Source organism: Methylopila sp. Yamaguchi, from assembly GCF_002897035.1.
Classification (GTDB): Bacteria; Pseudomonadota; Alphaproteobacteria; order Rhizobiales; family Methylopilaceae; genus Methylopila.
Genome location: NZ_BAUX01000002.1, coordinates 1 through 13,102 on the forward strand (window position 1 = coordinate 1; position 13,102 = coordinate 13,102).

Below are 13,102 nucleotides of genomic sequence, written 5' to 3' on the forward strand. Positions count from 1 at the left end.
ACGGCGGGCGCAACGCCGAGCCGCGCCGCCAGCACGCCTCCGCCCCCCAAGGCGCGCGGAGCGACGGCGGCCGCGGCTCCGAAGGTGGCATGTCCGGCGTCGGCTTCATGAAGGCGAACGGCGGCGGCGGGAAGCCCGGCGGACGTCGTCCCCGTCGCGACGGCCGCCCGCAGGGCGATCGTCGTCAGGCCGACCACGGCTGACGACGCCGGACCTCAAAGCCATTAAGGCTTCATTCAAAGAAAGGGCGCTTCGGATTTCCGAAGCGCCCTTTCGCGCATCTGACGAGGGTCGAACCGCCGGCTAGACCTCACTGCGTGGTGGTCGATTTCACGATCGCCACGCCATCGGCCGCGCCGCAGGTCGTGTCGAGTTGCGGCCCGAGCCAGGTCAGCGCTGGTCCCAGTTCGCGTCGCCACAGCGGCCACTCGTGACGGCCGGGGACGATCGTCAGCTTGCTGTCGACGCCCGCCCTCAGCAGGGCGAGATGCAGCTCTGTCGAGCCCTGCACGATGCCGCCGGGATCGCGGTCGCCGGCGTTGATGTAGATCTTCGGCTTCTCGCGCAGCAGGGCGAGCCTCGGAGCCTTGGGGAACAGGTTCGCGGCGTTGAAACGCGAGACCCTAAAGGGCGTGCCGAAGGCGCCGTCGTAGAAGGTGCGAGCGCGTTTCAGCCGCCCGGTCATCTGCGGCGCGATGGGCTGCGTCAGACTGCCGGACAGACTAACGCCAAAGCCGAACCGGTGCGGCTTGTCGAACGCGAACAGCAGCGCGCCGTAACCGCCCATCGACAGGCCTGCGGCCGCCCTGCCCCCGCGGCAGGCCGCCGTCGGCAGGCTCCGGTCGATCGCATTGACGAGATCGCGCGTGATCGCGGTCTCCATCAGGCCCTCGCCCTGCGGGTCGGGATTGTCCACGTACCAGCTGTTTCCAGCGTAGGGCATGACCACGATGGTCGGCGGCATGCGCCCTTCCGCGATCGCTTTGTCCATCGTGCTCGCGAGCCCGCCGGCGTCGAGCCAGTCGGCCTCGCCCGGCCCGCCGCCGTGGAGCAAATAGAGCACGGGCCAGCGCGTGCCCGGCGCGGGCTCTCCCGCGGGCTTGTAGAGACTGTACCGCAGCGGCTTGCCGAGGGCGGGACTGGGCGCCTTGAGGTCGCGCTCGACGATCCCGCCGGAGACGGCGGGCGTCGCGGCGCTCAGAACAAGGGACGCGACGGCGAAGCTGGCGGACAGGATGCGCGTGATCAAACGGGCGCTCTCCGACGGGACGGACAACCGGGAGCGGCGCGGGCGGCGTCAGAACGTCGTCGGAGCCGTCCTGATGTTATTGCGCGCGCGCTTTGAAAAGCACGCCCAAATGGTCGGCGCCGATCTTGCGCTTTTGCATGCGTTCAAGGCGTCGGCTTGGAGCCGTCGGGCGCTCCGCTCGAGGCCATGTCATGGCCGCAGGCGGGATCGAGCTTGGGTCCGAGCCACGTCAGAGCCGTCGCGAACTCGCGCCGCCACGTCTCCCAGTCATGCTGGCCCGGACCGATCCGGAAGGTGCTGTCGACGCCCGCCCGCAGCAGCGCGACATGCAGCCGGGTCGTGTTCTGCAGCAGACCGCCCCGATCGCGGTCGCCGATCGACAGATAGACGTCCGGCCGCGGCGCGGCGCCCTTTTCGAGCATGCGGAGGCGCGTGAAGAGATTCCAGGCGTTGAACCGCTCGCGATCGAGCGGCCGACCGAAGGCGCCGTCGTAGAAGGCGTCGGCGCGCTTCAGCCGGGCGACGTCGTTGCGGTCGATCGGCGGGCTGACTGCGCCGGCGAGGCTGATCGCCGCCGCGAACGCCTCCGGCGCGTCGATCGCGAACAACAGCGCGCCGTAGCCGCCCATGGACAGACCTCCGACGGCGCGCCCCTCGCGGCAGGCCGCGGTGGGGAAGCGTTGGTCGACCGCCGCGACAAGATCGCGGACGATCGCCGTCCGCATCAGTCCGTGGCCGCCGGGATCTGGGTTGTCGACATACCAGCTGTAGGGGGCGACGGGCGTGACCACGAGCGTCGGCGGCATCGCGCCCGCGGCGATCGCCCGGTCCATAGTCTCGGCCAAGCCGCCTTGGTCCAGCCAGTCCGATACGCTGGGGCGGCCTTCGAGAAGGTAGACGACAGGCCAGCGCTCGCCGCCGGAGGGCGGCATCTCCGGGCGGTAGAGGTTGTAGACGAGCTCTCGCCCCAGCGCCGGGCTCCAGGCCGACTGGTTGCGCTCGACGACACCTTGGGCCTCAGCGCCTGCGGGGGCGAAGGCGAGAAGAAGGGCCAGGACGGCGGAGACGCGTCGACGCATCGGGGACCATTCAACGATACGGAAGCCGGAACATAGGGCCGGAGTTTGGGGAGCTGATCAGATTCTCGTGTTTCGGACGGCCCGGCGAGCGGGAGATCGGCAGCCCAGCCCGCTTCGCCGCCATCGCGAGCGGTATCCCAAGAGGGATCAAGGACGCATCCGGGGGTTGCGTACGCCGAATTTGCGCGGGGCGCCCACGGAGCGCTCCGCGCCATCGTTTTCCGCTCTGAGCGGGGGCATGCGAGAGCTTTCCAAGGGATGCGTATGAAACAGGTGTCCACCCCAATCGGTCGCGCCCCCGTTTCGGCGATCGGCTTTGGCTGCGCCTCGATCGGATCGTGGGTCCCCGCCGACGAGGGGCTCTCCGCGCTCCAGCGCGCCTTCGACGCCGGGGTCACCTGGTTCGACGTAGCCCCGAGCTACGGCGACGGGGCGGCGGAAGCCATACTTGGCCGCTTCCTCGCGGGCCGCTCCGGGGCGGTCAACGTCTGCACCAAGGTCGGGATCGTCGCGGTGTCGACCGGTTGGAAGGCGGCGCTGCGGCCGCACGCCCGCCGGCTGGTCCGGCGGTTGCCCGCGCTTCGCCGCTACGCTCGTGGGATACGGACGATCGAGACCACGCCGCTCACGACCGTGGGAGTTATGGCGAGCGTGGACGAGAGCCTTCGCCGGCTGGGCGTCGAGCGGATCGACCTGCTGATGATCCACGACCCCTCGCCGCGCGAGGTGCTCGATGGCGCGGTGCAGGAGGCGCTGACGATGGCGCTGGAGGCTGGGAAGGTCGGCGCCGTCGGCGTCGCGGGGGATATGGACGCCGCAGCGGCCGGCGCGGCGCGGCCGGGGCTGTTCGCGGCGCTCCAGGTCGAGAACAACCCGTTCGAGCCCAACCTGCAGGACCCGCGCCTCGCCGAATGGCGATCCGGAGGCGGCCTAACGATCGCGCATGGGGCCCTCAACGTCTTCGGCGCCCTGCCGCGGCTGCGGACTTTGCTGGCGGAGGACCCTACGGCGCGACGCCGCGTCGCCGACGCCGGCTATGATCCGGCGGCGCCGACGACGCCGGCCGAGGTGCTGATCGACTACGCGCTTGCGACCAACCGCGCGGGGCTCTGCTTGTTCTCGGCCATCAAGCCGCGGCACCTCACCGCGCTGGTGGCGCGCGTCGACGCGCCGCGGCCTCCCGCCGAGATGCTGGACCTCGGAGCGGCGCTCCGGGAACGCTGGCGCAGCCGGAGCTTGGCCGAGACATGAACCGACATGGAACGACGGCGCTGCGCGCGCCCAAGCGGCGGAGCGACCGCAATCCGGCCGAGGCATGATCCAGCTCAGACGGCCCGCGTCGCGGCGCGCCCGCTATGGTGCGCGTCCTTGAGGCCCAAGCGATCGACCGGCGCGGAACATGAGCGCGGCGGCCAACAGCGCGTTGCCGGTGGCGACGACCGCCAGCGCCACCAACAGGACCCCTGGCTCCGCAGCGGTCAGCGCGAGGCCGGCGGCGAAGGGCGCGGCCGCCTGCACGATCAAGTTGGGGGCCGCCAGCCGCCCCATCACCACCGGGTAACGCCCAGCGCCGAACAGCGCGAGCGGGACAGTGCCGCGGGCGATCGACCACACGCCGTTCCCAGCCGCATAGAGCACGACGGCGACCGCCGCCGGCGCCGCCCCGAGCGCCAGAAGCACCACGCCGACAGCGACCAACCCGCCCGCGCAAGCGAGCGTGGCGGTGGGGTGGAGCCGGTCGCCGAACAGCATCTCGACCGCTCGTGCGCCGACCTGCGACGGGCCGATCAGCGCGCCGACCGCGACGGCCGCTGCGAGCGCCATCCCCTGATGTTGCAGGATCGCAAGCAGATGCACCGCCACGGTCGTCTGGACCGCGCCATTCGCCATCAAGATCGCAGCGAGCAGCAGGAACGATCCACGCTCGCCGCGGGTCATCCGCCTGCTTTCCGTGAGATCTGCCGCAGCCGGCGCTTTCCGCGCCTCCCGCGGCAGTAGGGCGAACAGCGCCGGAGCCATCACGAACACATGCGCGGCGGCGTAGGCGAAGCAGGCGCCACGCCAACCGATGTGTTCAATTGCGAGAGCGGTCAGGGGCCAACAGACGGTGCTGGCGAACCCGCCGAACAGCGTCAGGTTGGTGATCGCGCGCCGCGCCGACGCCCCGAAGATCCTTCCGAGCGTGGAGAACGCGGCGTCGTAGAGCCCGGCGCCCATGCCGAGGCCGAGAACGACCCAGCCGAGGAGATAGGTCACGGGCCCGGTCGATAAGCCGACTGCGGCGAGCCCAGCGCCCATCAGGAGCGACCCCGCGGCCATCGTCGGTCGCCCGCCGAAGCGGTCGATCATCCGACCGACGAAGGGCGACACAATCCCGGAGCAGAGAAGCCCCACCGACCCGCCGCCGACCACCCACGCGATCGGCCATCCGGTATCAATGGACATCGGGGCCGCGAGCACGGCGAGCAGGTAGAAGCTCGAGCCCCACGACAGGATCTGCGCGACGCCGAGCAGCGGGACCGCGATCCTGCCGCCTGGCGGCGTCGAGGCCCCGCTCACGTCTAGACGGCCTGCTTGAGGTTCACCCGCGCTTCGAGAGCCGCGGCGCTCTCCCGGCGCTCGCTGTAGCGGTCGGTCAGGTGATCCGACAGGTCCCGCGTGAGCCAAGTGAACTTCACCAGCTCCTCCATCACGTCGACCACACGGTCGTAGTAGGCCGACGGCTTCATCCGGCCGTCCTCGCCGAACTCCTGAAAGGCCTTCGCCACGGACGACTGGTTGGGGATCGTCAGCATCCGCATCCAGCGGCCAAGCACGCGCATCTGGTTCACGGCGTTGAACGACTGCGAACCGCCGGAGACCTGCAACACCGCGAGCACGCGCCCCTGCGTCGGCCGCACCGAGCCCACCGCGAGTGGGATCCAGTCGATCATGGACTTCATGACTCCCGTCATGGCGCCGTGCCGCTCCGGGCTCGTCCAGACCTGCGCCTCCGACCAGAGCGACAGCTCGCGCAGCTCCCGCACCTTCGGGTGATCGACAGGGCCGCCGTCCGGCAGCGGCAGGCCGGTGGGATCGTAGACCCGGGTCTCGCAGCCCAGCCGGTTCAGCAGGCGCTCGGCTTCGAGCGTCAGCAGCCGGCTGTAGGAGACGGGCCGCAGCGAGCCGTAAAGCAGCAGCACCCGCGGCGGATGGGTCGACCGGGGACCGTGGAGCCTGGACGGGTCGGTCGGGCGGAACGAGTCCTCGTCGAGGTTGGGCAGGTCGCTCATGACGCGGATCCCGCCTTCACGACCTCGCCGTCCTCTTTGGTGAAGTCCCCGACCAGAGACGTGGGCAGGATCTCGAGCACGACCTCGGACGGTCGGCAGAGCCGCACCCCGCGGGACGTGAACACAAAGGGGCGATTGATCAGGATGGGGTGAGCGAGCATCACGTCGAGAAGCGCGTCGTCGGCGATGGAAGGATCGTCGAGGCCGAGCTCCAGGTAGGGCGCGCCCTTCTGCCGGATGGCCGCGCGGACGCTCAGGCCGGCGGCGTCGACCGCGCGCTCCAGCTCGTCGCGCGTCGGCGGCGTCTTCAGATATTCGACGACGGTCGGCTCGATCCCAGCCGCTCGGATCATCGCCAGCGTATTGCGGGACGTGCCGCAGTCCGGGTTGTGCCAGATGGTGACGGCTTCGGGCATCGCGGCCCTCCTCAAGAACGGGGTTCGAGGGTCGCGGCGCGGACGCCGCGGGCCTCATACCAAGGCTTCGAGCGGTTCACGATCCAGACGACCGAGAGCATGACCGGCACTTCAATCAGCACGCCGACGACCGTCGCGAGCGCGGCGCCCGACTTGAAGCCGAACAGGCTGATCGCCGCGGCGACGGCCAGCTCAAAGAAGTTCGACGCGCCGATCAGCGCGGACGGCCCGGCGACGCAATGCGCCTCGCCGGTCGCTCGGTTCAGCACGTAGGCGAGACCCGCGTTCAGGTAGACCTGGATCAGGATTGGGACCGCCAGCAGGGCGATGACGAGCGGCTGGGCGACGATCTGCTCGCCCTGAAAGGCGAACAGCAGAACCAGCGTCGCGAGCAGCGCCGCCAGCGAAAGCGGCTGGATGCGCCCGAGCACGTGGTCGAGCGCGGAGCGTCCTCCCGTCGCGAGCAGGCGTCGACGAAGAACCTGCGCCACGACGACCGGCACGACGATGTAGAGGACGACCGACAGGACCAGCGTGTCCCACGGCACGGTGATGGCCGACAGGCCCAGCAGCAGGCCGACCAGCGGCGCGAAGGCCACGATCATGATGGCGTCATTGACCGCAACTTGGCTCAGCGTGAACAGCGGGTCGCCGCGAGTCAGGTTCGACCAGACGAAGACCATGGCGGTGCACGGGGCCGCCGCGAGCAGGATCAGCCCGGCGACGTAGCTGTCGATCTGGTCCGCGGGGAGCCACGGCCGGAACAGCCAGCCGACGAACAGCCAGCCGAGCAGCGCCATCGAGAACGGCTTCACGGCCCAGTTGACGAACAGCGTCACCGAGACGCCCCGCCAGTGCGTCGCGACCTGGCGCAGGGCGCCGAAGTCGACCTTCACCAGCATGGGGATGATCATCAGCCAGACCAGCGCCGCGACGGGCAGGTTCACCCGAGCGATCTCCAGAGAGCCGATCGCCTGGAAAAGCTCGGGCGCGGCATAGCCCAGAGCGATCCCGACCACGATGCAGAGCGCCACCCAGAGGGTGAGCCAGCGTTCGAACAGCGACATCCGTCAGGCCCTCGCCGCCGGCCTGCAGCCGCAGCCCTTCTCGAGCTGCTCGAACACCGGCGCGCAGACCTCGGGGCGACCCGCGCAGCAGTCCGCCAGCAGATAGTTCACGAGGCCGCGCATCCCTTCGAAGTTGGCGGCGTAGAGGATCGACCGCCCATCGCGGACGCCCGTGATAAGCCCGGCCCGCACGAGGATCGCGAGATGAGTCGAAAGCGTGTTCTGGAGACAGCCGAGCGCGTCGGCGATCCCGCCCGCGGGCTGGGGCTCGGGCGCCATCGTGACGAGGTGCTTGAAGATGCGGAGCCGCGTGGATTGACCGAGCGCTGAAAGGGCGTCCAGGGCCGAAGCCTCGGGCGTGGACGTGGACGTCTCCGGCATCAGCCCCTCCTTCACTGCAGAGGGCCTTATATCGAAATATCGACGTTTGTCGATGAGTTTTGCGAGCGCTCGGGACGGCTCAGCGTCGTCCGCGACGCGACAAGCGCTAACGGCGGCGTTGCAGACGATGGCGGCCCGGGACGCGCCGGGTGCCAAGGTTTTATCTGCTCAAACTGGCGCTATTTCATCTGGTGCGGACGGCGGGACTCGAACCCGCACGCCTTGCGGCGCAAGATTTTAAGTCTCGTGCGTCTACCGGTTTCGCCACGTCCGCCCGTGCGGCGAGGTATGGACACGAAAAAGGCGCGCCGCAACTGCGACGCGCCTTTCAGCGATCGATGACGCTCGAGGCTTACGAGCCGAACGGGCGGCGGACCTGGGTCGCCGCGTCGGAGATGCCGAGGCGGTCGAGGTCGGCGGCGTTCGGGGTACGGTGCGACTCGACCGCCGAGGCGACGCGGCCGGCGGCGAACACGAGACCAATGGTCTCCATCACCTCACGAGCCATGTTGCGGATGCGAAGCGCCGGCAGAGGGCGGCCCATCGCGACGGAAAGATTGCGAGCCACGTTCGATCTCCAAAGTTCCTGGAACCCGATGGTTCCTGCGGCTCAAGATAAGCTCGATGCCGCATCGCACAATGCGCGTTGTCCTCGACCGAGACATGCTACTTTCGCATAACTCTTTGCGTCCGCTTTCACGCAATCGCAACAGTCCGACTCACCCGGCCGCGCCTTCGCGGATCGGCGGCTGAAAGGCGAGACCCATGTCCCAGGGAAAATAGATCCAGGTGTCCTGGCTCACCTCGGTGACGAAGGTGTCCACCAGCGGCCGCCCCTGCGGCTTGGCGTAGACGGTGGCGAAGTGCGCTTCGGGCAGCATGGCGCGGACGCAGCGCGCGGTGCCGCCTGTGTCGACCAGATCGTCCACGATCAGCACGCCCCGCCCCTGTCCGCCGCCGAGCGCCGCCACCGACGCTGCGACCTCCTTCAACACGGTCATGGCGCCTTGGGTGTCGTAATCGTGGTAGCTCGCGACGCAGACCGTCTCGATCACCCGGATGTCGAGCTCGCGCGCGACGATCGCCGCCGGCACCAACCCGCCGCGTGTGACGCTGACGATGGCCTTGAAGCCGCCGACCGCCGCCGCGTCCGCGGTGAGGCGCCATGCGAGCGCGCGGGCGTCGCGGTGAAACTGCTCCCAGGAGACGGGATAGATCTTCTCGGGGCCCGGAGCCGCCATGGTCGTCGTCCTCCCGAGCCGTCAGCGCAGGCTGGCCAGCATCGCCTCGACCGCGGTCTTCGCCGCGGCGAGCGCCTCCGGATCGCGCGAGCGGATCACGATGTTGGTGTTGAAGCCGCCCTCGTCCACGAAGGGGTAGCTGCCGATCGCGACGCCCGGATGTTCCTTCTGCACGGCGCCGAGCGGCGTCGCGATGTCGCCCTCCTTCGCGTCGGCCCGGACGCTTTCGCTCAGAACTTTGACGCCGGCCGCAAGCGTCGGCCCGACCTCGTCGAGCATGGCCTGCATGATCGAAGGTACCCCCGCGAAGACGAAGACGTTTTCGAGCCGGAAGCCGGGGGCCTTCGAGACCTTGTTGGCGATGAGGTCCGCGCCGAACGGAATGCGGGCCATGCGCAGCCGCCCCTCGTTGAGGTCGGCCGCATTGGGAAAGCGTTCGCGGAGCATCGCGACGGCGCGGGGGTCGTGGTCGATGCCGACGCCGAAGGCCTTGGCCACCGAATCGGCGGTGATGTCGTCGTGCGTCGGGCCGATGCCGCCGGTCGTGAATAGGTAGGTGTACCGGGCGCGGAGCGCGTTGATCGCCTCCACGATCGCCGCCTCGTCGTCCGCCACGACGCGCACCTCCTTCAGGTCGATCCCGATGTTGGTGAGATACTGCGCGATGTAGCCGCTGTTGCTGTCCCGCGTGCGTCCCGAGAGCACCTCGTCGCCGATCACGAGGACGGCGGCTGTGGCGGGCGTGTTCGACATCGGATCGGCCTTGCGATGGGAGGACGTCGCGGAGATAGAGGAGCGATCGGCGGCGAACAAGCGAGGCGCCGCCTCGGAGGGCCTTCCTCGCAGGAGACAGCCGTGACGCCGCTCATCAACATCGACGTTCCGGACCTCGCCGCCGCCGTTCGCTTCTACCGCGCGGCCTTCGGGCTGACGCCGACGCGGCGTGTCGGCGACGCGGCGGTGGAGCTCGCCGGTTGGCCGACCCCCGTCTACCTCCTGCAGCGCGCCGAGCACACGGCGACGGCCGGCCGCGCGCGCCGCTCCTACGCCCGGCATTGGACGCCGCTGCATCTCGACGTGGTGGTCGACGACATCCGGACCGCGCGCGACCGGGCCGCCGCGGCCGGCGCGATCGTCGAGGGCGAGATCGCCGTGGAGGACTGGGGCTCCCTCGCCGCGCTGTCCGATCCCTTCGGCCACGGCTTCTGCTTGATCCAGTTCCACGGCGACGGGTACGGCGCGATCTCGACGGCGGCAGATGATCTCTGACGTGGACGTCGCCGCGGCCGCCTTTCCCGTGCTGCCCTATCCGGCCACGCTCGTTCCGGGCCGACTGATCCGCCGCTACAAGCGCTTCCTCGCCGACGTCCTGCTCGACGACGGCCGCGAGGTCGTCGCTCACGTTGCGAACTCGGGCTCGATGATGGGGCTCTCGACGCCCGGCATGCGCGTCTGGCTCTGCCCGAAGACCAGCGGGTCCCTGCCGTGGTCGTGGGCGGTGGTCGAGGTCCAGATCGAGGGACGTCCGACGCTGGTGGGAGTCGACACGGCCGCTCCGAACAAGCTCGGCCTCGCCGCGGTCGGAGCCGGCCTGCTGCCGGCCTTCGCAGGCTACGACAGCGTCCGGCGCGAAGTTCGCTACGGCGTGAACAGCCGCATCGACCTGCTGCTCGAAAGCGCCGGCCGGCCGAAGGCCTTCGTGGAGATCAAGAACGTCCACCTGTGGCGGCGCGGGGCGCTGGCGGAGTTCCCGGACGCGGTGACCGCGCGAGGCGCCAAGCACCTCGTCGAGCTCTCGAACGAGGCGGCGGCGGGGGCCCGCGCGGCGATGCTGTTCATCGTGCAGGGCCCGGCGGCCGGCTTCGCGATCGCCCGCGACATCGACCCCGCCTACGGCCGCGCCTTCGACCTCGCCCGCGCCAGCGGGGTCGAGGCGCACTGCTGGAGCGCTACGGTCACGCTGGACGGCGTCCGGCTCGACCGCGAGGTCCCGATCGTCGCCTGAACTTTGAGAGTCAGCTCCCCAGCGCCGCCAAGCGGTCAAGCGCGGCGGAGAAGCCGTTGAGGGAGACGCTGAAGCTCGTCACCTGGCCGTCGCTCTGGTTGAGCGACGAGATCGTCAGACGTTGGCCCTTCTTCATGGCGTCCGTCGCCGCCGCCGGGAACGACACCGGCAGCACGCAGCCCTGCGGCACGCAGGTGGAGAAGCGCAGGCCCGTCCCGAAATCCTTGTCGTCGAGGGTGAGGATGGCGCCGTTGTCGAGCTTGAGGCCGAAGGGCATGAGCACGGCGCCCTCGGTCTTGCCGTCCGCCGGCACGCGCAGCTCGATCGCGAAGATGCGGCGGCCGGACTGCTTATCGCCCTGCGCCTGCGACAGCAGGCAGCTCTTGCGGCTGTCGGCGACCCGGCAGTCCACGGTCCAGTCGCCGTAGGTCTCGTTGATGGAGCCCGCGCCGTTGGGAAGCGTCGCGGCCGCGGGCTGCCCCGGCGCCTGCGCCTTCGCGGCCTGGGCGTCCGTCGGCTGAGGTTGCGTCGTGCGGTCGTTCTTCCGCAACCGGTCGGTCGCGGCCTTCATCTCCTCAGGCGTCGGCTGCTGGGCGAAGGCGGCCGGAGCGGCCGCCACTGCGGCGGCGGCGAGAAGGAGAACGGCGCTGAAGCGGAGCATGACGAGGCTCTTCCAAAACATTGATCGACGACGCGGGCCGCTTTACACCAAACAGGGCGCGAGACGTAAGTCCTTGCGGCGAAAGACAGCGAAAGCGACAGCACAGCAAAGTATAGAATCGATCTAAAGTTCGGCCGTCACAGCAGCCGCCCGCGGCGATCGAGCGCCTGACGCGCGCGCCCGGCGGATGCTATCTCTCCTGCGACGCAACCACGCACGGACGGGCGCCGCACGCATGAGATTCGAAGGCACGACCGCCTACGTCGCGACGGAGGATCTCAAGATCGCCGTCAACGCCGCCGTGACGCTGGAGCGGCCGCTGCTGGTGAAGGGCGAACCCGGCACGGGCAAGACCGTGCTCGCCCACGAGATCGCCCAGGCGCTCGACGCTCCGCTGCTCGAGTGGCACGTGAAGTCGACGACGAAAGCTGTTCAGGGGCTTTACGAATACGACGCCGTGGCCCGGCTGCGTGACGGCCAGCTCGGCGACCCGCGCGTCTCCGACATCGCCAACTACATCCGCAAGGGCCCGCTCTGGACCGCCTTCACGGCGGAGCGCCGCCCCGTGCTTCTGATCGACGAGATCGACAAGGCGGACATCGAATTTCCGAACGACCTGCTGCTCGAGCTCGACCGCATGGAGTTCCATGTGCCTGAGACCGGCGAGACGGTGAGGGCCGCTCGTCGGCCGGTCGTGATCATCACCTCGAACAACGAGAAGGAGCTGCCGGACGCTTTCCTGCGCCGCTGCTTCTTCCACTACATCCGCTTTCCCGATCCGGAGACCATGGCCGCGATCGTGGAGACGCATTTTCCCGGGCTGAAGAAGCGTCTGCTTTCGGAGGCGCTGGCGCTGTTCTACGAGGTGCGCGAGGCGCCCGGCCTGCGCAAGAAGCCATCGACGAGCGAGCTCTTGGACTGGCTGAAGCTGCTGCTGGCCGAGGACGTGGCGCCCGAGACCTTGCGCGCGAAGGATCCGCGCCGGGCGATTCCGCCGCTGCATGGCGCGCTGCTGAAAAACGAGCAGGACGTGCAGCTGTTCGAGCGCATGGCCTTCATGATGCGGCGCGAGGGGCGATAGCGCCCCCCGGCCGCCTCGGCATCAGGCGAGCGCGAGCGACTTCTCGAACACGGTCAGCCCCGTCAGGCAGTCCTCCATCGCGCGGCGGGCCCGGGGGCGCGGCACGTCGAGCGCCTTTGCGACCGTCTCGAGGCGGTGGTTTGGGAGGTCCTTCACGCGGCCCTGCGCGAAGCGCATGGCGCAGACGGTCGTCGCCGGCGCCGTCAGGCCGGCCCGCTCCGCCTCGGCGACGAGGAACGCGTGGTCGAAGCCGATGTTGTAGGCGACCAGCGGATCCTCCCCGACGAAGGCGAAGAAGTTCGCCAGGGCCTCCTTGGGCTCCGGCGCCTCCGCGAAGGCGGCGTCGTCGAGGCCCGTCATCGCGCGGACAAAAGCGGGGATCGCGCGGTCCGGCTTGACCAGTGACTGGAAGGCCGAAAGCTCGCCGGAGGCGCGGTCGAACTTGAGGGCGGCGATCTCGATCACGCGGTCCCGCTTCGGCGTCAGGCCCGTCGTCTCGAGGTCGAAGAAGACATAGCGGCTTTCGCCGGCGGCGATGCGTTCAAGCGGCGTGGTCATCTCTTTCCGATCGGGACTCGACTGGCGCGTGCGGCGGGACGTTAACGGATCGTTCCTACGGTATCGAAAAGAGCGTCGCCAGAAGCTTTTCG

At 69.5% G+C, this 13,102-nt stretch carries 16 protein-coding genes, 1 tRNA gene and 1 pseudogene; 5 read left to right on the top strand and 13 right to left on the bottom strand.

Annotated elements, in window-relative coordinates:
* Positions 1–203 (top strand): annotated as a pseudogene (locus tag METY_RS02170) (DEAD/DEAH box helicase); the annotation flags it as partial.
* Positions 204–310: 107 nt separating this feature from the next.
* Here METY_RS02170 and METY_RS02175 read toward each other — a convergent pair.
* Positions 311–1,249 carry an alpha/beta hydrolase gene (locus METY_RS02175; protein WP_103119772.1) on the bottom strand — a complete coding sequence of 313 codons (939 nt, stop codon included), beginning with the start codon at positions 1,247–1,249 and terminating at the stop codon, positions 311–313.
* Between the two features lie 143 nt (positions 1,250–1,392).
* Positions 1,393–2,328, bottom strand: a complete 936-nt coding sequence (locus METY_RS02180; RefSeq protein ID WP_103119773.1) for an alpha/beta hydrolase — start codon at positions 2,326–2,328, stop codon at positions 1,393–1,395.
* A 264-nt stretch (positions 2,329–2,592) separates the two neighbouring features.
* On the opposite strand from METY_RS02180, the gene METY_RS02185 reads away from it, so the two are divergent.
* The gene (locus METY_RS02185; RefSeq protein WP_160147294.1) at positions 2,593–3,579 is read left to right on the top strand and encodes an aldo/keto reductase; all 987 of its coding nucleotides are present in this window, start codon (positions 2,593–2,595) and stop codon (positions 3,577–3,579) included.
* Between the two features lie 102 nt (positions 3,580–3,681).
* On the opposite strand, the gene METY_RS02190 is transcribed toward METY_RS02185, so the two are convergent.
* From METY_RS02190 to METY_RS02230, 9 genes are all read right to left on the bottom strand, one after another.
* Entirely contained in the window at positions 3,682–4,887 is a 1,206-nt protein-coding gene (locus METY_RS02190) for an MFS transporter (protein WP_244593489.1), read from the bottom strand.
* Positions 4,888–4,889: 2 nt separating this feature from the next.
* Positions 4,890–5,600: an arsenical resistance protein ArsH gene (arsH, locus tag METY_RS02195; protein ID WP_103119775.1), complete on the bottom strand. Its 711-nt coding sequence runs from the start codon at positions 5,598–5,600 to the stop codon at positions 4,890–4,892.
* Positions 5,597–6,016, bottom strand: a complete 420-nt coding sequence (gene arsC / locus METY_RS02200; RefSeq protein ID WP_103119776.1) for an arsenate reductase (glutaredoxin) — start codon at positions 6,014–6,016, stop codon at positions 5,597–5,599. The genes arsH and arsC overlap by 4 nt, the downstream gene beginning before the upstream one ends.
* 11 nt (positions 6,017–6,027) lie before the next feature.
* Positions 6,028–7,083, bottom strand: a complete 1,056-nt coding sequence (gene arsB / locus METY_RS02205; RefSeq protein WP_103119777.1) for an ACR3 family arsenite efflux transporter — start codon at positions 7,081–7,083, stop codon at positions 6,028–6,030.
* A 3-nt stretch (positions 7,084–7,086) separates the two neighbouring features.
* Positions 7,087–7,464: an ArsR/SmtB family transcription factor gene (locus METY_RS02210; RefSeq protein WP_103119778.1), complete on the bottom strand. Its 378-nt coding sequence runs from the start codon at positions 7,462–7,464 to the stop codon at positions 7,087–7,089.
* A 189-nt stretch (positions 7,465–7,653) separates the two neighbouring features.
* Positions 7,654–7,738 (bottom strand) — tRNA-Leu (locus tag METY_RS02215).
* Between the two features lie 78 nt (positions 7,739–7,816).
* On the bottom strand, positions 7,817–8,032 hold the full coding sequence (locus tag METY_RS02220) for a hypothetical protein (RefSeq protein WP_103119779.1): 216 nt from the start codon (positions 8,030–8,032) through the stop codon (positions 7,817–7,819).
* A 151-nt stretch (positions 8,033–8,183) separates the two neighbouring features.
* Positions 8,184–8,705: a xanthine phosphoribosyltransferase gene (gene gpt / locus METY_RS02225; RefSeq protein ID WP_103119780.1), complete on the bottom strand. Its 522-nt coding sequence runs from the start codon at positions 8,703–8,705 to the stop codon at positions 8,184–8,186.
* A gap of 21 nt (positions 8,706–8,726) precedes the next feature.
* The gene (locus METY_RS02230; protein WP_103120115.1) at positions 8,727–9,458 is read right to left on the bottom strand and encodes a competence/damage-inducible protein A; all 732 of its coding nucleotides are present in this window, start codon (positions 9,456–9,458) and stop codon (positions 8,727–8,729) included.
* Positions 9,459–9,560: 102 nt separating this feature from the next.
* On the opposite strand from METY_RS02230, the gene METY_RS02235 reads away from it, so the two are divergent.
* Together METY_RS02235 and sfsA are read left to right on the top strand one after the other, a co-directional pair.
* The gene (locus METY_RS02235; protein ID WP_103119781.1) at positions 9,561–9,974 is read left to right on the top strand and encodes a VOC family protein; all 414 of its coding nucleotides are present in this window, start codon (positions 9,561–9,563) and stop codon (positions 9,972–9,974) included.
* Entirely contained in the window at positions 9,964–10,710 is a 747-nt protein-coding gene (sfsA, locus tag METY_RS02240; protein ID WP_200819575.1) for a DNA/RNA nuclease SfsA, read from the top strand. The genes METY_RS02235 and sfsA overlap by 11 nt, the downstream gene beginning before the upstream one ends.
* Before the next feature lie 10 nt (positions 10,711–10,720).
* Here sfsA and METY_RS02245 read toward each other — a convergent pair whose 3' ends face one another.
* A complete protein-coding gene (locus METY_RS02245) occupies positions 10,721–11,371 on the bottom strand; it encodes an invasion associated locus B family protein (RefSeq protein WP_103120117.1) in 651 nt (216 codons plus the stop codon).
* A 235-nt stretch (positions 11,372–11,606) separates the two neighbouring features.
* Between METY_RS02245 and METY_RS02250 the strand changes: the two genes are divergently transcribed.
* Entirely contained in the window at positions 11,607–12,452 is an 846-nt protein-coding gene (locus tag METY_RS02250) for an AAA family ATPase (protein WP_103119782.1), read from the top strand.
* Positions 12,453–12,473: 21 nt separating this feature from the next.
* On the opposite strand, the gene METY_RS02255 is transcribed toward METY_RS02250, so the two are convergent.
* The gene (locus METY_RS02255) at positions 12,474–13,010 is read right to left on the bottom strand and encodes a 3'-5' exonuclease (RefSeq protein ID WP_103119783.1); all 537 of its coding nucleotides are present in this window, start codon (positions 13,008–13,010) and stop codon (positions 12,474–12,476) included.
* Positions 13,011–13,102: the final 92 nt, after the last annotated feature.

Coding starts and splice junctions, on each gene's coding strand:
- METY_RS02180 (WP_103119773.1), bottom strand. CDS start 2,328: ATGCGTCGACGCGTCTCCGCCGTCCTGGCCCTTCTTCTCGCCTTCGCC.
- METY_RS02185 (WP_160147294.1), top strand. CDS start 2,593: ATGAAACAGGTGTCCACCCCAATCGGTCGCGCCCCCGTTTCGGCGATC.
- arsH (WP_103119775.1), bottom strand. CDS start 5,600: ATGAGCGACCTGCCCAACCTCGACGAGGACTCGTTCCGCCCGACCGAC.
- arsC (WP_103119776.1), bottom strand. CDS start 6,016: ATGCCCGAAGCCGTCACCATCTGGCACAACCCGGACTGCGGCACGTCC.
- arsB (WP_103119777.1), bottom strand. CDS start 7,083: ATGTCGCTGTTCGAACGCTGGCTCACCCTCTGGGTGGCGCTCTGCATC.
- METY_RS02210 (WP_103119778.1), bottom strand. CDS start 7,464: ATGCCGGAGACGTCCACGTCCACGCCCGAGGCTTCGGCCCTGGACGCC.
- gpt (WP_103119780.1), bottom strand. CDS start 8,705: ATGGCGGCTCCGGGCCCCGAGAAGATCTATCCCGTCTCCTGGGAGCAG.
- METY_RS02230 (WP_103120115.1), bottom strand. CDS start 9,458: ATGTCGAACACGCCCGCCACAGCCGCCGTCCTCGTGATCGGCGACGAG.
- sfsA (WP_200819575.1), top strand. CDS start 9,964: ATGATCTCTGACGTGGACGTCGCCGCGGCCGCCTTTCCCGTGCTGCCC.
- METY_RS02245 (WP_103120117.1), bottom strand. CDS start 11,371: ATGCTCCGCTTCAGCGCCGTTCTCCTTCTCGCCGCCGCCGCAGTGGCG.
- METY_RS02250 (WP_103119782.1), top strand. CDS start 11,607: ATGAGATTCGAAGGCACGACCGCCTACGTCGCGACGGAGGATCTCAAG.
- METY_RS02255 (WP_103119783.1), bottom strand. CDS start 13,010: ATGACCACGCCGCTTGAACGCATCGCCGCCGGCGAAAGCCGCTATGTC.